16 protein-coding genes are annotated in these 21379 nt (G+C 68.6%); 4 read left to right on the top strand and 12 right to left on the bottom strand.

Annotated features, from left to right (window positions below; translation table 11 throughout):
- Window positions 1-23: 23 nt before the first annotated feature.
- Entirely contained in the window at window positions 24-2642 is a 2619-nt protein-coding gene (gene ligD / locus KY572_RS13990; RefSeq protein ID WP_224243099.1) for a DNA ligase D, read from the top strand.
- Between the two features lie 21 nt (window positions 2643-2663).
- Here the strand turns inward: ligD and KY572_RS13985 are convergent, their stop codons facing one another.
- From KY572_RS13985 to KY572_RS13960, 6 genes are all read right to left on the bottom strand, one after another.
- The gene (locus tag KY572_RS13985; protein WP_224243098.1) at window positions 2664-3038 is read right to left on the bottom strand and encodes a DUF488 domain-containing protein; all 375 of its coding nucleotides are present in this window, start codon (window positions 3036-3038) and stop codon (window positions 2664-2666) included.
- 90 nt (window positions 3039-3128) lie between these two features.
- Window positions 3129-6839 carry an FG-GAP-like repeat-containing protein gene (locus KY572_RS13980; RefSeq protein ID WP_224243097.1) on the bottom strand — a complete coding sequence of 1237 codons (3711 nt, stop codon included), beginning with the start codon at window positions 6837-6839 and terminating at the stop codon, window positions 3129-3131.
- Window positions 6840-6863: 24 nt separating this feature from the next.
- Window positions 6864-8402 carry a hypothetical protein gene (locus KY572_RS13975; protein ID WP_224243096.1) on the bottom strand — a complete coding sequence of 513 codons (1539 nt, stop codon included), beginning with the start codon at window positions 8400-8402 and terminating at the stop codon, window positions 6864-6866.
- Window positions 8403-8424: 22 nt separating this feature from the next.
- Window positions 8425-9828 carry a DUF1501 domain-containing protein gene (locus KY572_RS13970; protein WP_224243095.1) on the bottom strand — a complete coding sequence of 468 codons (1404 nt, stop codon included), beginning with the start codon at window positions 9826-9828 and terminating at the stop codon, window positions 8425-8427.
- A gap of 20 nt (window positions 9829-9848) precedes the next feature.
- Window positions 9849-10517, bottom strand: coding sequence for a hypothetical protein (locus tag KY572_RS13965; protein ID WP_224243094.1), 669 nt, complete (start codon window positions 10515-10517; stop codon window positions 9849-9851).
- Window positions 10517-12517: a DUF1549 domain-containing protein gene (locus KY572_RS13960; RefSeq protein ID WP_224243093.1), complete on the bottom strand. Its 2001-nt coding sequence runs from the start codon at window positions 12515-12517 to the stop codon at window positions 10517-10519. Before KY572_RS13960 ends, KY572_RS13965 begins: the two co-directional genes overlap by 1 nt.
- Before the next feature lie 204 nt (window positions 12518-12721).
- Here KY572_RS13960 and KY572_RS13955 point away from each other — a divergent pair, with 204 nt between their 5' ends.
- Window positions 12722-13285, top strand: coding sequence for a DUF420 domain-containing protein (locus KY572_RS13955; RefSeq protein ID WP_224243092.1), 564 nt, complete (start codon window positions 12722-12724; stop codon window positions 13283-13285).
- Window positions 13286-13309: 24 nt separating this feature from the next.
- Here the strand turns inward: KY572_RS13955 and KY572_RS13950 are convergent, their stop codons facing one another.
- From KY572_RS13950 to KY572_RS13925, 6 genes are all read right to left on the bottom strand, one after another.
- Window positions 13310-13927, bottom strand: coding sequence for a biliverdin-producing heme oxygenase (locus KY572_RS13950; protein WP_224243091.1), 618 nt, complete (start codon window positions 13925-13927; stop codon window positions 13310-13312).
- A gap of 95 nt (window positions 13928-14022) precedes the next feature.
- On the bottom strand, window positions 14023-14388 hold the full coding sequence (locus tag KY572_RS13945) for a hypothetical protein (RefSeq protein WP_224243090.1): 366 nt from the start codon (window positions 14386-14388) through the stop codon (window positions 14023-14025).
- A gap of 10 nt (window positions 14389-14398) precedes the next feature.
- Window positions 14399-14743: a hypothetical protein gene (locus KY572_RS13940; RefSeq protein ID WP_224243089.1), complete on the bottom strand. Its 345-nt coding sequence runs from the start codon at window positions 14741-14743 to the stop codon at window positions 14399-14401.
- Window positions 14744-15340: 597 nt separating this feature from the next.
- Window positions 15341-15973 carry a hypothetical protein gene (locus KY572_RS13935; RefSeq protein WP_224243088.1) on the bottom strand — a complete coding sequence of 211 codons (633 nt, stop codon included), beginning with the start codon at window positions 15971-15973 and terminating at the stop codon, window positions 15341-15343.
- Window positions 15974-17206: 1233 nt separating this feature from the next.
- Window positions 17207-17914 carry a hypothetical protein gene (locus KY572_RS13930; RefSeq protein WP_224243087.1) on the bottom strand — a complete coding sequence of 236 codons (708 nt, stop codon included), beginning with the start codon at window positions 17912-17914 and terminating at the stop codon, window positions 17207-17209.
- 9 nt (window positions 17915-17923) lie between these two features.
- The gene (locus KY572_RS13925) at window positions 17924-18259 is read right to left on the bottom strand and encodes a hypothetical protein (RefSeq protein ID WP_224243086.1); all 336 of its coding nucleotides are present in this window, start codon (window positions 18257-18259) and stop codon (window positions 17924-17926) included.
- Window positions 18260-19296: 1037 nt separating this feature from the next.
- On the opposite strand from KY572_RS13925, the gene KY572_RS47770 reads away from it, so the two are divergent.
- Together KY572_RS47770 and KY572_RS13915 are read left to right on the top strand one after the other, a co-directional pair.
- Entirely contained in the window at window positions 19297-19494 is a 198-nt protein-coding gene (locus KY572_RS47770; protein ID WP_317987846.1) for an EamA family transporter, read from the top strand.
- 163 nt (window positions 19495-19657) lie between these two features.
- Window positions 19658-21361, top strand: coding sequence for a sensor histidine kinase (locus KY572_RS13915; RefSeq protein ID WP_224243084.1), 1704 nt, complete (start codon window positions 19658-19660; stop codon window positions 21359-21361).
- Window positions 21362-21379 lie beyond the last annotated feature (18 nt).

The following is a 21379-nucleotide window of genomic DNA, read 5'->3' as shown; positions in this document are numbered from 1 at the left end:
GGGAGCATTCCCACCCTAGGTGGGTGAAGACCCGACGACCATCGCTTCAGACCTACCGCGCCAAGCGCGACTTCCAGAAGACCTCCGAGCCGTCTCCCGACGTGCCCCTCGAGCGCACCGGCTCGGAGCCCATGTTCGTCGTGCACAAGCATGACGCCACCCGGCTGCACTATGACTTGCGGCTGGAGATCGACGGCGCCCTGGCCAGCTGGGCCATCCCCAAGGGCCCCAGCTACGACCCGAAGTCGAAGCGGCTCGCGGTGCAGACCGAGGACCACCCGATGTCCTACGCCCGCTTCGAGGGCCGCATCCCCGACGAGGAGTATGGCGGCGGAGACTCGCTGCTCTGGGACGAGGGCACCTACGACACCGTGCCGCCCGGCAAGGCCCATGAACAGCGCGAGAAGGGTCACCTGGTGGTGGAGCTCCACGGCGAGAAGCTCCAGGGCCGCTGGCACCTCATCCGCACGCGGATGAACGGCACCAAGAGCCAGTGGCTGTGCTTCAAGGCGCTGGATGGCACCGAGAATCCCTCCTACGACGTCACCGCCGAGCGCCCCGAGTCCGTGAAGTCCGGCCGCCGCGAGACGCGTGGCCCCGTGCGCAGGAGCGCGCTCGAGCGCCCCCACGTACCCGCCGAGACGCTGCTCCAGCGCGTGTGGCCGCCCATGCTCGCGCGGCTCTCCACGCCCGAGGAGGCCAGCGAGGAGACCCACGTCTTCGAGGTGAAGTACGACGGCTTCCGCGCCATCGCCGCGCTCTCCGGCAGCGGCCTCTCCTTCAAGAGCCGCAACGGCAATGATCTGTCCGGCCGCTTCCCCTCCGTCGCGGACGCGCTGAAGCGGCTGCGCGTCTCCGAGGCCGTCATCGACGGCGAGGTGGTCGCCCTGGACAAGAAGGGCCGCTCCAGCTTCCAGCTCCTCCAGAACCAGAGCGGTGGAGAGCTGCGCTTCGTCGCCTTCGATCTGCTCTGGCTGGATGGACATGATCTCCGGGACAAGCCCCTGGAGGCCCGGCGCGAGCTGCTGGAGAGCCTCCTGTCGGGCGTGAAGCCCCCGCTGCAGAGCTCCGAGCGGATCGATCTCCCGCTGGACCGCGCGCTCAAGGAGGCCCAGCGACGCGGCTGGGAGGGCCTCATCGCCAAGCGCAAGGGCTCGCCGTATGTGGGCTCGCGCTCCAGTCACTGGCTGAAGCAGAAGGTCATCGCCGGCCAGGAGGTCGTCATCATCGGCTTCCTGCCCATCAAGAACGAGCGGGCCGCAAACGAGATTGGCGCGCTGCTGGTGGGCGTGAAGGACAAGGACGGCTACCACGACGTGGGCAAGGTGGGCACGGGCTTCGACACGAAGGTCCGCCGCCAGCTGCGCGAGCTGCTCGAGCGCATCCGCGTGGATGCCCCCGTCGCGGTGGACGCGAAGAAGCGCGCGGGCGCCGTATGGGTGCAGCCCAAGTACGTGGCCCAGGTCCACTTCACCGAGTGGACGAACGACGGCCGCCTGCGCCACCCCGTGTTCCAGGGCCTGCGCACGGACAAGCGTCCGGACGAGGTGGTGCGAGAGCGCCCCGCCACCCACGTTCGCGGCCAGGCGGTGAAGCAGAAGGAGGCGGCCGAGTTGCCACGGACGAAGCGCGCCCCGGCGGCGCGTGGACGGACCCGGAAGACGGAGGCCGCGCCCCCCCGGAAGCGCGCGGCGGCGAAGCGAGCGACTTCCCGCGCCACCGGCACTCGACGAGCCCCTACCGCTCAGGCAGCCCGATCGGCGAGGCTCCCGGCAGCGGAGGAGCCGCCGATGACCGAGGGCCGCGCCCGCCTCACCCACGGAGACCGCGTGGTGTATCCGAAGGACGGGTACACCAAGGAGGACGTGTTCGAGTACTACCGCGAGGTGGCTCCGCTGCTCGTCCCGGTGCTGGCCCACCGCCCCATCTCCGTGCAGCAGTGGCCCGCCGGCATCCAGGCCCCCGGCTTCTTCAAGCACGACATGTCCGGCAAGCCCGACTGGCTGCCCACCCTCCACGTGAAGCACGTGGACCGGGAGATCGATCACGTCAACGTGACGAACACGGACGCGCTCCTGTGGCTGGCCAACCAGTCCGCGCTCACCATCCACATGTGGTCCAGCCGCGCCCCCAAGCTGGAGCAGCCGGAGTGGGTGCTGTTCGATCTGGATCCCGGCAAGGGCACCTGGGCGGACCTCATCACCGTCGCCACGGCGATGCGCAAGAAGCTGGAGTCGCTCGGGCTGGAGAGCTTCCCCAAGACGTCGGGCAAGCGGGGCATCCATGTGATGGTCCCCCTGCGCGCCGGGTACTCCCACGAGCGTGTCGTCCAGTTCTCGAACGAGGTGGCCAACTCGCTGGCCGCGGACCTGAGGGACATCGCCACCACCGAGCGCGCCATCAACAAGCGCTACGGCCGGCTCTACATCGACGCGGGCCAGAACGGGCGCGGCAAGACGGTGGTGGCACCCTACTCGCTGCGCGCCGTGGATGGAGCGCCCTTCTCCGCTCCGCTCAAGTGGAGCGAGGTGACGAAGCGCCTCGACCCGACTCGCTTCAACCTGAAGACGCTGCACAAGCGCCTGGGCGCGGTGGGAGACCTGTTCGCCGAGGGGATGAAGCTGAAGCAGAAGCTCCCGTGACGCTGCCCGGTGGAGGCCCGCCTAACGCTGCCGGGCGGCCTCGATGAGCTGGGCCAGCAGGGTGCGGTGGCACGCCTGCTCGAGGATGCAGTCCTTCGAGCAGAGCAGTGTCACCGTCTCGCCCTTGTCCACGCGGCTGGCCAGCTCGGCGATCGTGTCGCGCTGCGCCTCCATCTCGCGGGTGTAGCGCTCGCGGTACTCGTCCAGGGTGATGGGCATCCGGCCCTTGCCATAGAAGGCGTCGAAGAGCTCCGGGCTGGGCCCCAGGTCCTTCAGCCAGACGTTCCACGTCTCCTTCGCCTTGGGGAGCCCCCGCGGCCTGTAGCGACACACCAGGACACGCAGGCCGTCATCCGGCTCCGCGGGAACGCACCAGCGCTTGGTCTTGATGGGCATGGCTTCCCTGCTCAACCCCCGCAGGCCCGCCCGGTATTCCGGGTGGCGAGCGTGCGGGGGGCCTGTGAGGGACCGTGCACCCCGCGCCCATCAGAACGCGAGCGGCAACGCGAACGCCGTGCCGTTCTGGGTGCCCGAGCGATAGCTCGTCGGCGCGCCGATGACGAGCGTCGGAGGGCTGCCCTGCCCACCCGGCGTGAGCGCCAGGTCCTGCCCGAAGTTGGAGCGCTCCGTCACATCGCCCGCGATCGTCAGCCAGGGCGTCAGCTTGCCCTTCGACTCCGCTCCGCCCGCGTAGATGTAGACGGCGCCTCCACCATCCGACGCCTCCGAGGCTCCCGTCGCGCTCACGATGAGGTCCGGGATGTTGTCACCCGACAAGTCCCGGCCGCCCTCGAGCGCGCGCCCGAAGTTCACCGCGCGCGTGCGGTGCACCAGCGTCACCGTGGACAGCCCGGTGCCCACCGCGCCCACCAGCGCCTCGCCCGACGCGGGCCGCTTCGCCACCAGCTGCGCGGTCTCGAAGAGCAGCACCGCCGGCTGCGTCACGTCGTCGAACGGCACGCTCGTCGCGCTGACGGCCAGGCGCTCCTTCCCATCGTTGAGGAACCTGCCGGCCCGGGCGATCGCCACGCCCAGCCCCAGGAAGTTCCCGCCCACCTCGCCGTCCGCCGCCAGCCGCACCCACGAAGCCGTCGTCCGCCCACCGCAGCGGCCGCCGGCCGGGTTGTAGCCGAAGAGGATGATGATGCCTGAGCGGTTCGTCTCCGTGTACCGCCAGGCCACCTCTTCGCAGCCGTCCGCGTTCAGGTCTCCCAGCGCCGTCGGCACGGACGTCTGCCGCGTCCCGGAGCCATCCGTGAAGTAGAGCGGATCGCACCCCATCGTCAGCTTCGTCAGCGAGCTGTCATCCGCCGCGCGCCCGAGGAACACCTCGAAGCCGTTGTTGCGCAGCGCGCCGATGTCCTTGAGGCCATCGCCGTTGAAGTCGAAGCCGCCCACCACGCCGCGGCCGATCTGCGCCCGCCGGCAGCGCGCGTCCGTCTCCGGCGTGCAGCCCGGGATCTGCAGCGGCGCCCACAGGCGGTAGGCATCCTTGAAGGAGCCGTCCGTCTGCTGCAGCGACACCAGCAGGCCGCCCACGCCCTGGGTGCCCGTCGCGATGCACCCCGTCTTCTGCGCGGCGTACACCGCGAGGTCCGCCGTCTGCGAGGCGCTCGGCACCGTGAAGCCCGGAGCCCCCACCACCGCGTCGGGGCGCCCGTCGCCGTTGAAGTCCGTGAACGTCACGTCCGTGCCCACGTTGCGCCCCTTCACCACCGGCGCGCTGGCGCCCTCGGCCACCATGGCCGCCGGCGTGCCCTGCGTCGCGTCGTAGGTGAAGGCCCGGCCGACGTTGAGATCATTGCCGTCGCCCTGCGTCCCAGCCCCCGAGTAGCCCGGCGAGCCGACGAGCGCGAAGGCGCGACCGCCCACGCCCGTCGCCGCCGCCACCGTCTCTCCGAAGCGCTCCACCGCGGGCTTCGCCGGCACCGCCAGCGCGCTCCGCGTCCACTCGGCGAGCGACGCGCCCGCCCGCGTGAAGGCCTCCAGCCGTCCGGTGAAGGCCCCGGCCTCCGACGACGCACGCCCGGAGAAGGCCACCAGCCCCGCTCCACCCGGCCCGCTCCAGGAGGCCAGGCCCACGCCCAGCACGTCCGACTTGTTCTGCCCGTGGATCACCGCCAGCGGCTTGTTGATGGCGGCGCCCTGCGTCAGCGAGGCCAGCGGGTAGGCCAGCACCCGGCCGGCGTAACGCACGCTGTTGTTCGGCGGAGCGGAGGCATACGGCGCGCCGAGCAGCAGCTCCGAGCCCGGCTGTCCGTCCACGTCGCCCACCGCGAAGCTCCGGCCCGCGAAGATGTTGGCCGCCTCACCGTAGATGCTGGCGAAGGCCGCGGCGCGCGGCAGCTGGACGGGCTTGTCCGCGGGCTCACCCGTGGGCTTGTAGGCGCTCAGGTTGAAGAGGAGCGCCCCACCCGCATCCGCGGCCGCCGGGTTGCCCCCGCTGGAGCTCAGGTTCGGCGAGTCCGCGCGGTCCGCCACCGTCATGAGCAGCGCGGGCCGGCCGGCCTCGGCCGGAGCCACGCCCAGGCGCCAGGTGCCCTCGTTGCCGTCCGCCGTGTTCATGGGCAGCACGTACACGTCCGGGATCTCCCGGAAGCGCGTCCCCTCGGCGCGGCCGAAGAACACCGACACCGACACCAGGGACGTGGCCGAGGCCAGGGTGCCGTCCGCGTTGTAGCGGGACACCTTGCTCAGCGCCGCGATGTCCGTGAGCCCGTCCCCGTTGAAGTCCGCCGCCACGATGGCGCGGCCCAGGTCCGTGTTGCTGCGGGACATGCGCACGCCCGCATTCGACAGGTCCGAGCCGCCCAGGCGGATGGCCGGCAGGTCCGGGATGGGCTGGCCCGGCGTCACGGAGAAGATCTCCACCGTGCCGCGGCGGGACACCTGGGCCGAGGGCGCCAGGTCTCCCGCGGGCGCGCCGACGATGAGGTCCAGGTCCCCGTCTCCATCCGCGTCCGCCATGGCCAGGCCCGTGCTGAAGGCGCCACCGCGCGCCACGGCGGTGAGCGGCGGCCGCATGAGCTCCGGCCCGCTGTCCCCCCAGCGGTACAGGTACACCGCGCCCGAGTCCGCGCCGGTGATGTCCGCGCCAGGCGAGCCCACCGCCAGCTCCGCGCGCCCGTCCTTGTCCAGGTCACCCGCCGCCAGCATGTCGCCGAAGGCCGCCGTGTCCGTCTGGCCCGTCAGCACCCACGCCGGCTGCTGCGAGAGCCCCGAGGAGGTGCCCTGGAAGATGAACACCGCGCCGCCCAGCGGCCGGTTGAGATCGCTCTCGCGCTGGCCCACGGCCACGTCCTGCAGGCCGTCTCCGTCGAAGTCGGCGGCGACGACGGTGGCCACGTCCGTCAGCCGCCCGTGGGGCAGCGAGGGGCGCTTCAGCTCGTCCAGCACGCGGATGGAGATGCGCGCCGTGTCCTTGGTGAAGCGGTCCGTCGCCTCCAGCACCGTCACGCCCGTGGAGCCCGCCTGGGACTGGAAGGAGCCGCCCACGATGGAGCCCGGGCCGGACACCTTCGTCCACGTCACCCCGTCGCTACCGCCCGTGGTGCCCAGCGGGATGGAGGAGCCAGACGGCAGCGCCATCACCGACGGGTTGCCGCGCAGCCTCGCGCTGGCGCTCACCTGAAACTCGAGCACCGCCACGTCCCCGGACTGGAGATCCCTCACCCGCACCAGGTCCGTGCCCGGGTTGGGCCCCGCGGTGTAGACGCCGCTCGTCGTGATGGTGCTGCCCGTGGGGCCGGACGGCAGGGTGAACTCGGCGTTGCCGAGCAGCCCCGCGGTCTCCACCTGGAAGCTGGTGCCAGGGCGCACCATCGCCCGGGACGGCGACACGTCGAAGGCCGCCAGCACCTGCACCGTGGCCTGCGCGGAGCCGGAGCACTGCAGATCCTCCACCACCAGGGTGTCCGTGGAGGGCGTGGGCCCGGCGATGAAGCGGCGGCCGATCACCTCTCCGGTGGAGCCACCCGGCTCCGCGCGGAAGCGGTAGAAGCCGCTGCCTCCCGTGGCGGTGAGGTTCACCGCGCCCGCCACGCGCTGACGGGCCGGCTCGGCCTTCAGCGTCAGCGGCGGCAGCCCCTCGCAGGGGTCCACCACGGGCGGCTCCGGCGGCTTGGGGTCCTCTTCGCCACCACAGGCCTGGGACAGGAGCGCGAGCACACAGATCGCGCGAGCGAGCAGTCGGGACATGACGAGGTGCCTCCTGAGGACGGCTCAGGGCTTGGTGCCAGAGGCGGCCCAGCGCTGGATGAGGGAGATGAGCTGCGGATCCAGAGGACCGTCCGCGGGCATGCGCTGATCACGCACCGCCGCGGAGATGAGGTCCACGTTCTGCTTCCACAGCTCGTAGGTGGACAGCGGACGGCCCGGCGTGGTGACGTGACACTTGGCGCACCGCGACTGGAAGATGGGCAGGATGTCCTTCTCCCAGCCCACCTCCACCGCGACGACGGGCTGGAAGTCGAAGTGGACCGAGCGCTTCGCCTCGGTGCCATCCAGGAAGCGGGCCACCACCTCCAGGGAGTGGATGCCCTTGTCCAGGGCGGCGAAGGAGAAGGGCCGCAGCGAGCCGTCCTTCTCCAGCCCCCCCAGGCTGTACTCGGGGCCCTGCGCGGCGATCTCCGCGCCGGCGATGCGGAACAGCATCGTGGGCACCTCGCCGCCGGCGGGCGGCACGGCCTGGATCACCCGGGAGTCCTCCACCACGCGCGAGCCCTGGTTCAGGCCCATGACGCGCGGGGCCGGAGCCCGGCTGATGGCCACGGAGTCCGGGCCGAGCTGCACCCAGGCACACCCGCTCTCGTCGGCCGCCAGGAAGCGGAACTCGCGCGTCTCCAGGCCCGCGGCCGTGCCCCACGAGTTCGCGTCCGCGTCATACACGAGCAGCTGATCGGCGGACTTCACCCAGAGGAAGCGCCCGGCGCCCAGCATCTGCACCGGCCGCTGGGCGAACTCCACGCGCCGCCACGTCCCGTCCTTGCGGCGCAGCAGGCGCTCCGAGGTGAGCACCCACAGCTCCGCGCCCTGGTCCTTCGAGGCCGTGAGGCCCGCGATGGACACCAGCGTCTCCTTCTCCTCCAGCGCCAGGGAGGCGGGGCGCACCTGGTAGACGTTGGCCGCCGTGGCCACCGCCACGTACGGCTTGCCGTCGCGCAGCATCCACAGGCCCGGGGCCCCATCCTCCGCCGGGGCCGCGGCCAGCTGGGTGATGTTCTCCAGCGGCGCGCCGTCCACCTTGAGCGCGGAGAGCTGGCCGTCGTGCAGCCGGTACAGGCCCGAGGCGTGCGCCAGCCACGACGCGCCATCCGCCGTCTGCGCCGTGGCCACCGTGCCCACGCCCAGCGCGGAGCTCCAGGACGGGGCGATCAGCCAGCCGGCGTCCGCGAGGAACAGGCCCGTGTCCGTCTCCACCAGCGCGGAGCGGGGCCCCAGGCGGAAGGCCGCGAGCGCCTTGCCCGGCACCACCTTGTTGCCCGGGTGGCTCTCGAGCTGGGCGCGCGAGCCGTCCAGCCGCAGCCGGACCGCCTTGCCATCCGTGGAGACGAAGACGCCGCCTCCCGTCTGGTCCGCGAAGCCCGAGCCCGACGCCAGCGCCACCTTGGAGGCCACCTGCGCCGGCTGGAACGCCGCGGGCTGGGGACGCTCCAGCGGCAGGGAGGAGGAGGAATCACCGCACGCGGCGGCGAGGACGAGGAGAAGGGCGGAGAGACGGACTCCACCCTTCTCCCGGACGGCGAGGGTTCGGGTCTTCATCTGCTTCAAGTCTGCTTCAGCTTCAGGCGAGGATGGGCTGCAGGGGCGACACGCGCGTGATGGAGTAGTCCAGCTTCGCGGACGCCAGCACCGTGGCGATGACGTGCTCCGGCAGGATGTTCTCACCGGTCGGCGTGGCCTGGCCCGTGCGCAGGTCGAACGTGCCCGGCGACATGCCGATGTCACCGCTCGCGCCGTACACGTAGTTGTGCCGCACCCCGGCGCCCATCAGCAGGCAGCTGTTGGACAGGTGGTGGTCCCGGCCGCCGCTGGCGTTGATGAGCGGGGTACGGGAGAACTCGGAGAACACCATGATGGTGGTGTGGTCCATGAAGTTGCCGCCCGCCGGGTGCGGCGAGGCGCGCAGGTCATCCACCAGCAGGGCCAGCGCGTCGAAGCCGCGGCGCTGGTTGTTGGCGTGCGTCAGCTGCGTGCCGAAGTGCGTGTCCAGGCCGCCCGTGAGGTTGATGGACACGCACTGGCTGATGCCCTTCTTCAGCGCGGTGGCCACCAGCGCCGCGCGGCCCGCCTCGGTGGAGTCGTAGCCGTTGCCGGGCTTGGTGGTCGGCAGGTTGTAGCGCTGGCGCACCTCCGCCGCGTACGGGTCGGTCGGGCTCTCGAAGCGGAACGACTGGTCCAGCTTGTTGGAGAGCACCGCCTGCATCTGGTCCCGGCTGTTCTCGTACGTGGTGCCCACGCCGCGCGCGCCGTAGGCCGCCGCCTCGCAGGAGATGGGCTGGCCGCGGAAGTCCACCAGCTGCTTCTCCAGCTCGCTGTCCAGCGCCGTGGGGCTCGGCGACAGCGTCAGCAGCATGTCCTCGGTGCGGCTGACGCGCAGCGAGTTGGCGAAGCCGGGGTAGCGGTCGTTGTACGACTCGATGTTGTAGGCCACCGAGGGGATGGGCACCGCCGGCTTGAACTGGCCGACGATCTCCGTCGCGGTGGACGAGCCGCGCGCCGCGCTGCCGATGGGCCGCTTGCCCGTGAGGAAGTAGCGGAAGCCCACGTCGTGGCCCAGCGTCGTCATGTTGATGCCGCGCACCACGGTCATCAGGTCGAAGTGCTCCGACAGCCGGCCCACCGCGGGCCCGAAGGCGATGTTGGAGCGCACCCCGCCCTTCTCCGGCACCAGCGGCATGGCCGAGAAGCGCGAGTCGTTGATGAGGTTGTAGCCCGGCAGGATGCGCGTCTCGGACGCCCGCTCCGGCGTGAACTCCGTCGGATCCCTGGGATCGAACGCCAGCAGCTGATCCCAGCCGCCGTTGAAGTACACGAAGACGAAGCAACGGTCCGGCGCAGCCAGGTTCGTCGCCTGCGCGAAGGCGCGGAAGGGGATGCCCCCGAAGAGGGTGGCACCCATGAAGCCCGCGGCGGCCTTCAGGAAGCGGCGGCGCTCGGGGCTGGGAGAGTTCGGGTTCTTCTTCATGGCTGGGTTCCCCGAGGACATCAGTAGGTGAGGAAGCGAGAGTCGGTCATCAGCGCGATGCACGTGGCCGCCAGGGCCTGCTCGGGCTTGTTGATGGCCTTGGCCCGGGTGGCTGCCTGGGTGAAGAACGTCTTCCACTTCGTCAGCTCCTCACCGGCCAGCGGCGCGCCCCAGAAGCGGGTGGACAGGTAGACGAGCATCTCGCTCACCTGCGCGTCGGACAGCTGCGTGAGGTCCCCCACCGGCCCGGTGGGCGTGGTGAAGGTGGCGGTGAGCACGTGCTGGGTCGTCGTGGGCTTCTTCACCTCGTCGGTGGCCTGGCCCAGGCACACCACGCGCGCCCCGTCCTCGAGGAACTTGGCGAACACCAGGTTGGGCTCGGTGTTCTCGCTGTTGACGAGCGCGTAGTCCGCCTTGCCCAGCGACTGGGAGAAGCGGGTCAGGTCCGCCCACGGGCGGCCCACCGTGTGCTGGATGGACGTGCCGAGCTGGTCCACGGTGAGCCGGCGCGGCGCGCGGCCCACCGAGCCCGACTGCGCCTCCGGGTCCGGCAGCGGCGTGACGGAGCCGTGCGGGTGGGGAACGGGATCCAGCTGTCCCTCGGTGGGAGGCGGCAGGGGCTGCTCCTCCTTGTTGGAGGAACAGGCGGGCGCGAGCGCGAGCAGCGCGAGAGCGATCAGGCGGCGCATCAGTCGATCCTCCGGTAGGCGTCCGTCATCAGGAGCTTCTGGATGAGGGTCTTGAGGCTGTAGTTGCTTCGAGAGAAGTCCTCGGACAGCTGCTGCAGGTACAGCCGCTGCTCCTCGGTCGTCATCGGCCGGCCGAGGAACTCGTGCCAGATGCGCTTGACGGTGCAGCGCTCCAGGTCACCCGTCTGGAGCATGCGCTCCACCAGCAGCTGCGGGCCGCTCTGGATGTTCGCCTCCTCCTCCGGGGTGCGGTACAGGTACGTCTTGAGCATGCCCAGCGAGTTGGCGCCGTCGCCGTCGTAGGCCTGCATGACGTACTGGGAGCACTCGCCGCCGCAGTTGGTGTCGCCGGCCAGGGCGCAGTCGCGGCACTTCGGATCCAGGCGGGGGAAGCGCTCCGGGTTGAGGAAGAGCGCGTTGCGCTCGTCATAGCGGCCCCAGTGCGCGCCGGTGGGCTCGATGGTGGCGTGGCAGTAGCTGCAGCCGCACTTCTTGGCCAGGTTGTTCTCGCGGTTGCAGTTGTCCTCCGGCGGCGGCAGCGGGTCCGACGAGGGCACGAACGTCTTGCAGAGGAAGGCCTCGTAGAAGTGGTTCACGCGCGCCCGCTGCGTGGGGAAGCGGTAGAGGAACGACGGCGTGGTGAGCACGCCCGAGTGGTGCGAGTCCCGCGTGTACTCCTGCCACGTGGTCGGCTGCGTGTAGGGAATGGACGGGATGAGGTCCGGGTTGGCGGGCGAGGTGACGGTGAAGATGCCCACGCCCTGCTGCTGGCGGTAGAACTCGGACAGCGTGCCGTTCACGAAGGAGCGACGCGTGGTGAGGATGTTGAAGTACGGCTCGTCATTGCGGACCACCGAGTCGGTGATGCGCGAGGGCTCCTCGTTGATGGCGGCCACGCGCGCGGTGTGCACGGCGGCCACCTCGCAGCGGCGCATGCCCGGGCCGCAGCCGCAGGTGCGGTCGCGGCTGAAGCGCGCCGTCTCGCAGGACTCCATCGTCCACGGGTTGCTGGTGCGCTCCTGCGCCTCCACCGCGCACACGGCCACCTGCGCCGCGGGGTCCGCGTGGAAGAAGGGCGCGGGCCGCTTCTCCACGCCCTCGCGCTGGATGCAGCCGCGCTGGGGAGCGTAGGTGCCCTTGACGCCGTTGCGCGCCGGCTGCTCCAGCGTGCACCGGTCCAGCCGCGTCAGCGAGGTGCCCGTCGGCGGGTTGGGGTGCGCGAAGGCCACCACCTTGGTGCCCGCCGCGTTCATGATCTCCTGCGTCAGCGCGCCGGTGGTGTTCTTGTTCGGGTCCGGCTTGCACAGGTACGGGTGGAGCTTGCGATCGCTCGCCAGCCACCGCATGTCGCAGAAGTACCCGTACTTCTCTTCCTTGCCCGCCAACCTCAGCATGCTGGCGTCGCACGAGGTGATGTTGGCGTTGGTCGCGTCCAGCCGCTCGCAGGCGTAGAAGTTGGTGTCGTAGTCGAAGCTGACCGGCAGCGGGACGCCCATCTCGTCGTAGCAGGCCTCGACGGTCAGGTCGTCCGCGTGCGGATCCTGCAGCGGGCGGCCACCGGCGCCGCAGGCGCTCTGGAGGATGAGGGTGTCGCAGCCCTGGCCGTTGACGCCGCGCACGGCGGTGCTGGTGTTGCCGCGCAGCTCGTACGGCTCGTAGCGCTTGGTGCCCTTGGTGGCGTCGTGGACGAACTCGCCGCCCGAGTTCGACAGGCGCGAGTCGCCGTTGTCATTGACGCTGGCGGAGATGTTCGAGCGCAGCAGCGCGTGGTGATAGTCGCGCATGCGCTCGTAGAACTCCTCCGAGCTCATCATCTGGCGGATGTCTTCCTCGGAGACGGAGCCCTTGGCCTGGTAGGCCCGGTACTCCTCGATGGTGGGGGGGCGGCCGAGCAGATCCAGCGACAGCTGGCGCAGGTACCGCTCCAAGGGGACCTTGGCGACTGGGGCACAGACCGCTTCCTCGGCCGAGGAGCGGGTAGCCAGCAACAGCGCGGCCATGGCCACAAGGGCAGTGAAACAGCGACGCACGTGAGGCACGGGACCTCCGGGGGGGGGTACTGGGTACTGGACGACTCGGATGCGCGTTATGCCCGAATTTCCGATCTTTTCCAAGTCCAGCTTCACACACTGTGTAGGTGGCCCCATGGCTTACATGCCGCGGGCCAGTTGCAAGTGTGCGAGTTTCCAGACAATCAGGAGGCCATGTCGAACGTCGCCCAAGCCCCTGCGTCCCGCGTCACGGATCGGACCTTCTACGTCTTCACGGGCATTGTGTCAGCGGCCGCACTGGCGCTGCTGGCGTGGCTGCTGCTGATCCGGCGCGGCGGCTCGGTGGGCGTGGATCTGCGCTTCATGCCGGCGGTGAACGCGAGCCTCAACGCGCTGGCGGCGAGCCTGCTGCTGGCGGGGTGGGTGGCGATCAAACGCGGAGCGCGGCGGGTGCACCAGTACCTGATGGTGTCCGCGTTCGGCGCGTCCGCGCTCTTCCTGGTGGGGTACCTGGCGTACCACTACGTGCACGGAGACACGAAGTACGCGGGCGACGGGCTGGGACGCACGGTGTACCTGGCGGTGCTGGCCAGCCACGTGGTGCTGTCGGTGCCGGTGCTGCCCATGGCGCTGGTGGCCTTCTACTTCGCGTGGCGCAAGGACTTCCGGCGGCACCGCAAGGTGACGCGGTGGCTGGCGCCCATCTGGCTCTACGTGTCGGTGACGGGCGTGCTCGTGTTCTTCCTGCTGCGCGGCAGCATGCCGGCGATGCCCTGAGACGGGCCCCGCGGGGCCGCGAGCTCAGGGGTAGGTGGTGAACTCGGCGGACTCCTGGCGCAGCCAGTGCTCGAAGGCGTCGAAGGTGTCCCGGGCGCCCTGGATGACTCGGGCGTCGAAGGACTCGGAGGCCTGGGCTTCGGAGGCGCGGTTGACGGCCTCGCCGAAGGCGCGCCACATGGGGCCCACCGCCTCGCCGTAGGCGCTGAAGAAGGCGAAGTCTCCGGCGGGAGTGCCGGCAAAGTGGCGCTGGAGGTGGCGGAGGATGAGCTGGCCTCCGAGCGTGGAGCCCTCCAGCACGTAGAAGCAGCCGAGCGCCTCGGGGAGCCCGGGCAGCGGTGGCAATTGGGTGGCGCGAGGCAGGCGCGCGAGCGAAGCGGCGTCATGCCCCAGGGCGCGCAAGTCCTTCAGGAGCAGGGGCAGCTTCCAGCGCTCGTCGACGCGCAGCTCGGGCATGAGGCCCGTGAGCAGCGAGGCGAGTGAGGCCTCGAGCGGGGCGAAGAAGCCGTAGAGCGCCTCCAGGTGGTGGCGGTAGTGCTCGAGGGTGAGGCCCGGTTCCATGAGGCGCACGGCGCTCTCGGCGCGCTCGTGGTGCGGCCGGGTCTCGGCCTTCAACCGCTGGAGGAGGGTTGTCTTGGACATTGTGAGCAAGGCACCTGGGAGGATGGGCTCGGGGGGCGGAAGATGGAACTGGCACTCCGTGCGAAATGTCCACCAGCTACCGGGTGACGCCTCGCTCACCGGCTGAGCCGCCCCAAGACCTCCGCGGCAGTGAGGGATGAGCATTCGGCCGGGTGCAGCTGCACCACGTTCCACTTCTCGAGCTGGACATCGTCGAGCATCAGCTGGGGCTTCGGGAGGAAGGCCTCGAAGCAATCACCCAGGCCCAGTTCCCCTGCCGCCGAGCGGGCGTAGGCCGCCCCTCCGCTGCTCCAGCAATACAGCAGCGCGCCGTGCTCCTTGAGCGAGCGCACGAGCGCAACCATCGTACTCATCGGCACTCTCTTGGACCCGAAGCTGCGGACCAAGGTGTCGTCGATGTCGACGTACACGACTGGGAGGGGCCTGGCGATCATGCCTCTTCCTAACAAGTCCTCGGCCACGAAGTACTCCTCATCGGATGAGCGAGACCATGAGCTCGAGCCCTTCAGCCTGCTCGAGGAGGCATGACGGGTCCACCGCGAACGCACACTCCGCTCGCGACGCAGCGACTCCACACACGATGGTGGCGGCTGGCTGGTCACGCCTGATCGACGTCTCAGGACGATGGCCCAAATCAATGTCCAGGACGCACTCACCCACGCCCAGCCGCGACGCGAACGGCTCCAGGTCCTCCAGCGAGCGCCTGACCGAAGCGTGAAGCTCGACCAGAGCCTTCGACGACACGAGCAGCTGAGGAAACACCCACTCGAAGTCGGGCACGAGCCCACCCACCGTGCGAGTGCCGCGCTCGAACATCTCTCCTCTCGAGGCCACTTCCACGAGGAGGAGCGAGCCATCGCCTGCCGGAGCACGCTCCCTCAGCCGCAATTCGAACGACTTGCTGCCGCTGTTCGAGGGAAGTCGCGCGCGCGCAAGGTACCCGTCATTCCGTGAGTCGCCGCCAACAGCCATGGAACGCCATCCTCCCTGCGCAAACGAAGTGCGGCGACGCACGCCCCGTCAACCCTTGTTCCTGCCTTCATACAACGAGGGTGCAGGCGGACTCGCCACCTCATCCGCCACGCGTCTGCCAGAGCAGATGGAGGCACCGCCACCGCGTCGATCCTCCACGACACTGATCCACTCCGTCCCCAACCTGTTCACCCGTCCTCGAAAGACCTCCCGTGGATGGGTGCCATCCCTGCTCGTCACCGGGACGAGGCTCCAGTGCCAGAGCACTCCCCAAACCACGGCCTGACAGTCAAACGCAAACCATTGACCACAGGCACGGCATCGAACCCACCCCGACACGGGCCCATCGTAGTACTCAAGAGAGTCGTCCTCGGTTGCAAACCGTGAAGAGAACTCCTCCCACGCTTCGCTCACCCTCGTGCAGTTATTGCAACTTTCCATTCACAACCCCGGGGGACTGAACACCGCGGCGAGCGATGGCTTCTCTTGCCCACAGATAAAGCATTCCAGCGCGCCCTCCGCATCAGCAAGGCCGTGAACCACGCCGCGCCAGTCCTCCTCAGCGCAAAGACCGCACCCCACGCCCAGCACGCCCCACTCGCCTCGAGAGAGTTCCACCTGGCACATCTGGATCTTCTCCTCCGAATAGCCCACGCCCAGTGCCGCGGACAGCACGCCTGACGGCCCCTGGCCTGGGATGGCCAGTTCCGTGGGAGCAGTCAATGCGCGAGTCGCCGCGCCGTGCACTGCCCACACGCCCACATCTCCTATTGTGGCAGCGACAACCCGCTGTCCGATCGAAACGACCAGCGCCCCCGAGAAATACGTTCCGCATCTGGCTGCAACGCTCTGCGCCTTATTCAGCGCGGTAACGGCCCACCTCCTTGGCTCTGCGGTCGTCCCTCCTCGCTCAGCGTCCATGGCAGCCGACACCAGCGCATACAGAACAGCCTCAGTATCCGCTGCTGCTTCGCTCGCTGTGCTCTCGTCAGCAAGGTCCGCATGGCGCAGGACAGCCGCGAGTTTCAGAGGCTCGACTGCGCTCTGGCTCCCCGCTAATGTCGCGCGAACCACGCTCCCACCATCCTGGGAGGGTCCTGCTCGGATTGCAAACGATCTGGTGGAGATCCTCATGGGCAGTCGGCCTAATGCTCACTCACACCGCACACCCAACGAGCCGTATTGGGCTGAGCTTCCTGTGGCAAACAGCTCATCCCTGAGGGGCACGTATTCTCGAGTGCATTGGGATCGCAACGCGGGTTACATTGCTGATGCCCCTTTACGCCATAGCAAGCAAACTGCTCTGCGCAGTCGGAATCCTGTTTGCACAGTTGCACGTGCGCACACCCCGAGCCAATCCCAGCCAGAGCAAGCGACATCCCCAGGAACCGAACGAGCATCCCGTGCGGAACCGGGTCTCCTGGTGGTTAGACCCGCCAGAGACAGGGAAGCGGGCCCCCCAAATCGATGCTTCATCCATGCCATGCCTCCTGAAAATCAAGGCCGCGCAGGCCCGCTCTTGCCCAGTGCTCGATCAACCGCTCTGACACGAACGTGGGTCTCACCTTCAGGCAGTCAAGCTTGAATATATCCGCCTGCTCCACAGCCTCGTTTCGGGACCCTGCATCAGTGCCGAGCCCGCCATCTTTCATCATACGCCAATTGATCTCCCTCAAGTATTCGCGAGAAAGACACTGCCCATCGCTGCTCCCGAACGCCCCAGCAGCAACCGCCACCGAACAGCCTTCCTCCTCGCAAGAACAGAGACACCCTCCAGGACAGTCCGCATCCCTGGAGCAACGCACCGAGCACCAGCGCTCCTCCTCGGGCTTGGCCTCTTGTCCACCACAGCACATGCTCAAATCCCCAAGCGCCCCATCCCGGACTGAAGATCCAGCATCTGCGCCCGCAGAGTGTTTTTGGCATGCGCCAAGCAAAAACAAACCTCCCAAGCAGAGCAACTCCACAAAATCCACTCTCATTTGTGTTCTCATTTTGACCACCTGCCTTATGGACATCGCATTGGAGTTGGGGGCATATAGGTAAGGAATGGCTGCGGCGTCCGCCGGTGCCTCCCATGTAGGGTCTTTTGGGACTCCCCTCGAGTCGCAGAGCATTCTCCCAGTCAATCGCCGTCACATCATGTCTCCACAGCATCTTTCCATCCACCTCTATGCCGTAGCGATTGTCCTCATATTGGAGGCTATAGCGATGCCCAAGTTCATGAGCGATGAACTGCAGCCGTGGAAACTGCTCCGGAGGGAGCCTCGCCCAACACCGTACGCCTTGCTCATAGCGGCGCATGGACTACCCGCTCTGACCAGCATCTCGGGCATTCCCTGAAGCCCCCATATTCAGCATGAAGCCACAAAGATCGAACAGGCCTGCGTTGCCGTCTGCATCTTGGGGATAATCGGCGACCTTGACCCAATACGCCCCATTCTCGATGGCTTCGAAAACGAAGGCAGTTGCATGCATGTAGAGCACCCCGCTCTTCAGTTGTTTGCGGCCAGCGACCTGCCGTATGCCGCAACTACTGACTCGGGAAGCGAAGTCTTGCCACTGCTCTTCGGTCAAGGTCCATGTTTTTTGAGCAGTCATAGCCCCTATCTCGCCTTGGGTCTTGTCCCACAGCGAGTGCGCCAGACAAGCGCTGCTCCCACAACGCCAGATTCTGGCAACTTGGATACTTCCCGAATCGCGATCAACCGTGCATCGATATGAGGAGGGTAGAAGCGTCTCAGCATCGAAGAGATTCGGTTCTCTCATCGCCGCCAGTCGTACGGAGTAATAGGTGCGCTCAAATTCGTCTGGCGGCCCATTCCAGGGATTAAAGACTCCCGTGGGAAAATAACACCCTCGCGCGACCTCCCGGACGCAAGACAGTGCCGCAAGTCCCGTCTGTCCGTTTGTCACTTCCAACCCGTCGTCGCCGGGGGAGTTCACTTTCTTTCCACCCTGCGGAAGACAAGCCAGACCCGTTACCAACACAGCACCAATCAAAAATTGACGCACAATGCCTCCTCATTTCAATCTGTCGTATCGGCCCGGAGCGTTGTTGAGGAGGCCATCGAGGTTCTCGTCGCAGCTGTTGCAGACCTCGGTGGGGACATAGCAGGCCCCCCATGGGTTGCCGTTGCAGGTCTGCGTGCCCGCCACTCCACAAGCATTGGTGCACGCTCGCGTCAGGGTGTGCGAGCCCTGGTTCGGAGCCTCGTCCACCTTACCGTCGAGGTCGTCGTCACAGCCGTTGCACACCTCGGTGGCCTTGCAGGCCGCGATGCCGCCCTCGCTATCGCAGTAGGCCGTTCCTGGCAGCGAGCCGCATTGCGCCGACGTCGTGCAGGAGGCCGTTCCCATCCCCTCGAAGGGCTGGCATCCCCCCCAGTACCCAACTCCCACGCACATCTTCTCACCCGGACATCCATTGGACAGGCGGCAGGAGGCGACGTCTCCGGGCTCGCAGACCGCGGCAGGCGAGGCTGTGGGCAGAAGAAGAACGAGCGTGACAAGGAAGAGGAGCCACAAGGCTTGCGGCTGGGACGACATGGGGACCTCGGAGAGTTCGTGGACTTGGGGTGTCCGGCCGCTACTGCAGGGTCCGGACCACTCCCTCTCCGAGAGGCCACCTACGACTGGAAGCTCTGTGACTGTCTCCGTTGCTGGATGGTGCGTCCACGGAGTGAGACGGTCGAGTGCGTCGCGAGGGGCGACACCTCGAACCAACTGGTCCTACAAGCATACCAGTTCGCCCAAAGCGCGCCGCGAGGGGTCCCCTCGAACCGGTTGAGTGAAGGGAGCCGTGTGCCGAGGGCAAGCGGGACGGCCGCGCGGAAGGCCCCGTCAGGACGGGGACGGGCTCCAGCATCAGGGCCAGAGCTCAACAGCCCGAGCAGCCAAGGACCTCGGCAGGCGGGCCTGACCAGGAGTCGAACCGGGATTCTTGGTGGTGAGCCCCGTCTGGTCCCCAAGAATGATGCTGACGGGGAAACGCGTACCATCTGGAAGCAGGGCCTCGGTGTACCGAGCATAGACGGCCTCCTTGTGGGTAGCCTCAGCGGAGCTGGTACGCTGGCCTGACCGAACAGGCGGCCAGCTCGGCGCCACCTTGGCATGCGGCCTCTGGTATCGGTGCTTCGCCATGCCCCCCGTGTCCCACGGCTGTCCCTTCGACTTGCGGCTCACCTCTTCCCCGATGAATGCCTCCCGATGAGCACCCGCCGCGGGACCGACGCCTTCAGCTTCCAGGTGATGCTCCTGCTGTGCGCCCTGTGGGGCCTTCAGCAGGTAGCCATCAAGCTGGCGGCCCAGGACATGGCTCCCATCCTCCAGGCGTCGCTGCGCTCGGGCCTCGCGGCGCTGCTCGTGGGGCTCCTGGCTACACCAGCGCGGGACACGTGGCCGTGTTCCTCTACACCTCGCCTGTCTTCTCCGCGCTGGGCTTGCACCTGCTGCTGCCGGGTGAGCGCCTGCGCCGCCTCCAGTGGCTGGGGACCGCCATGTGCTTTGCCGGCATCGCGGTGGCGTTCATCGGCGGCACCTCTCCGGTGCGCATGGATGCACGCGTGCTGCTGGGAGCATCGAGCTCGCGGTAGCGCGGCGGCCGTGAAGTCAGACAGCAGGGCCGAACGGACAGTGCCACCCCGTCTGTCTCCCCGTTAATGTCTGGCCTTCAACACGCCTCCAACGGTATGGAGTGGCTGATGGCAGACGTGGGATTTTGTGCCCGCGTCCCCCTCTCCACCGCTCCCTCTCGCCATGTCGATCCGCACCAAGGTCTTGCTCTTCGCGGGAGTGGCCCTCGCCCTCGTGGCCATCCTCGGTGCCGTGCTCTCCCGCGGCGCCGCGCGCGCCGAGGAGCTCCGCCTCCGGCTGGAGACCCTGGACCGACAGCTGGATGTCTATGCCGAGATGCGTCACCAGGCCTGGAGCTACCTCGGCCATCTGCTCCAGGCCAGCCGCGTGGGCCATGACACCCGCTCCGTGCTGCGCGACTACCAGAAGGTCCTCCAGGAGGATCTCCTCCAGCTCGAGGAGGGCCTGCGCGCCGAGCTGCAGTGGCAGGACTTCCCCGCTCCCCCTCACGAGCAGCAGCTCATCGAGGCCCTCATCGACGCCCAGCGCAAGTGGGCCGACGGCGTCGAGGTGGTGCTCCGTCCCACTGGAGCCAGCGCCTCCGCCGTCGGGGGCTGGTGGGAGCTTTTCTCTACCTATGAGCAGGAGGTCAGCCCCCTGCTCGACAAGCGCATCGCCTCCGAGCGCGAGCGGCATCGGCGCCTCGAGGCGCTGCTGGAGCAGAGCCTTCGGCGCTCCCGGTGGATCGGCTGGCTCGCGCCGCTCGGGGCCGCCCTGCCCCTGGGCCTGATGGCGGCGGCGATCCTGGTGCCCCTGCTCCGGCAGCTGCGCGAGCTGCGCGCGAGCGCCGAGCGCATCCACCATGGGGACTTCTCCGGGGTGGTGCCGTCCCGGAGCCGCGATGAGCTCGGCTCGCTCGCCCTGGCCGTCAACCGCATGGCCGAGGAGCTGCGCGCCACCGTGCGCGAGAAGGAGCGCATGCTCCAGGCCGAAGCAGAGGCCGCCGAGCGCGAGCGCCGCCGCGACGTGGAGACGGCCGCCCGCGACTTCCACCGCTACAACTCGGCCCTGGAGCAGATGGTGCGCGCGCGCACCGGCGAGCTCGAGAGCGCCAACTCCCAGCTCGCCTCCAGCCTGCGGCAGCTGCAGACCATGCAGGCCCAGCTCATCTTCACCGACAGGCTGGCCTCCATGGGCCGGCTCGCCGCCGGCGTGGGCCACGAGATCAACAACCCGCTGGCCTACGTGCTCAGCAACCTCAACTACGTCCACAAGGAGCTCCAGCGCACGCAGTGCACCCTCTCCGAGGAGGAGCGCCAGGAGCTGCTCGTCGCGATGACGGAGGCCAAGGAGGGCGCCGAGCGCGTGCGCGTCATCGTCCAGGACCTCAAGACGCTCTCACGCCCGGACGACGTCGGCAGCGGCCGGGCGGACCTGAAGCTCGTGCTGAGCGCCGCCGTGAAGATCGCCTCGCATGAGATTCGCCGCCGCGCGCGGCTGGTGGAGGAGCTGGGCGAGCTGCCCCCCGTGCTGGGCAACTCCTCGCGCCTGGGCCAGGTGTTCCTCAACCTGCTCATCAACGCCGCCCAGGCCATCCCCGAGGGCCACGTGGAGCAGAACGAGATCCGCATCCACGGGCGCCTGGAGACACCCGAGCTCGTCGCCGTGGAGATCCGCGACACCGGCTGCGGCATCCCCCAGGAGAACCTGGACCGGATCTTCGATCCCTTCTTCACCACCAAGCCCGTGGGCGAGGGCACCGGGCTGGGGCTCTCCCTCGTCCACAGCATCATCACCGCGCTGGGAGGCACCATCACCGTGAAGAGCCAGGTGGGCCAGGGCACCACCTTCCGCGTCCACCTGCCGGCGGCCAAGGCCCTGAGCTGAGCCCTGGCCTCCCGCCCG

Source organism: Hyalangium gracile (genome assembly GCF_020103725.1).
Lineage (GTDB): Bacteria > Myxococcota > Myxococcia > Myxococcales > Myxococcaceae > Hyalangium > Hyalangium gracile.
This window is presented reverse-complemented; position numbering and strand designations above follow the sequence as displayed.

Coding starts and splice junctions, on each gene's coding strand:
- KY572_RS13965 (WP_224243094.1), bottom strand. CDS start 10,517: ATGCGCCGCCTGATCGCTCTCGCGCTGCTCGCGCTCGCGCCCGCCTGT.
- KY572_RS13915 (WP_224243084.1), top strand. CDS start 19,658: ATGTCGATCCGCACCAAGGTCTTGCTCTTCGCGGGAGTGGCCCTCGCC.
- KY572_RS13980 (WP_224243097.1), bottom strand. CDS start 6,839: ATGTCCCGACTGCTCGCTCGCGCGATCTGTGTGCTCGCGCTCCTGTCC.
- KY572_RS13950 (WP_224243091.1), bottom strand. CDS start 13,927: ATGTCCAAGACAACCCTCCTCCAGCGGTTGAAGGCCGAGACCCGGCCG.
- KY572_RS13925 (WP_224243086.1), bottom strand. CDS start 18,259: ATGGGAACGGCCTCCTGCACGACGTCGGCGCAATGCGGCTCGCTGCCA.
- KY572_RS13985 (WP_224243098.1), bottom strand. CDS start 3,038: ATGCCCATCAAGACCAAGCGCTGGTGCGTTCCCGCGGAGCCGGATGAC.
- KY572_RS13960 (WP_224243093.1), bottom strand. CDS start 12,517: ATGGCCGCGCTGTTGCTGGCTACCCGCTCCTCGGCCGAGGAAGCGGTC.
- KY572_RS13975 (WP_224243096.1), bottom strand. CDS start 8,402: ATGAAGACCCGAACCCTCGCCGTCCGGGAGAAGGGTGGAGTCCGTCTC.
- KY572_RS13970 (WP_224243095.1), bottom strand. CDS start 9,828: ATGAAGAAGAACCCGAACTCTCCCAGCCCCGAGCGCCGCCGCTTCCTG.
- KY572_RS13940 (WP_224243089.1), bottom strand. CDS start 14,743: ATGTTCGAGCGCGGCACTCGCACGGTGGGTGGGCTCGTGCCCGACTTC.
- KY572_RS13955 (WP_224243092.1), top strand. CDS start 12,722: ATGTCGAACGTCGCCCAAGCCCCTGCGTCCCGCGTCACGGATCGGACC.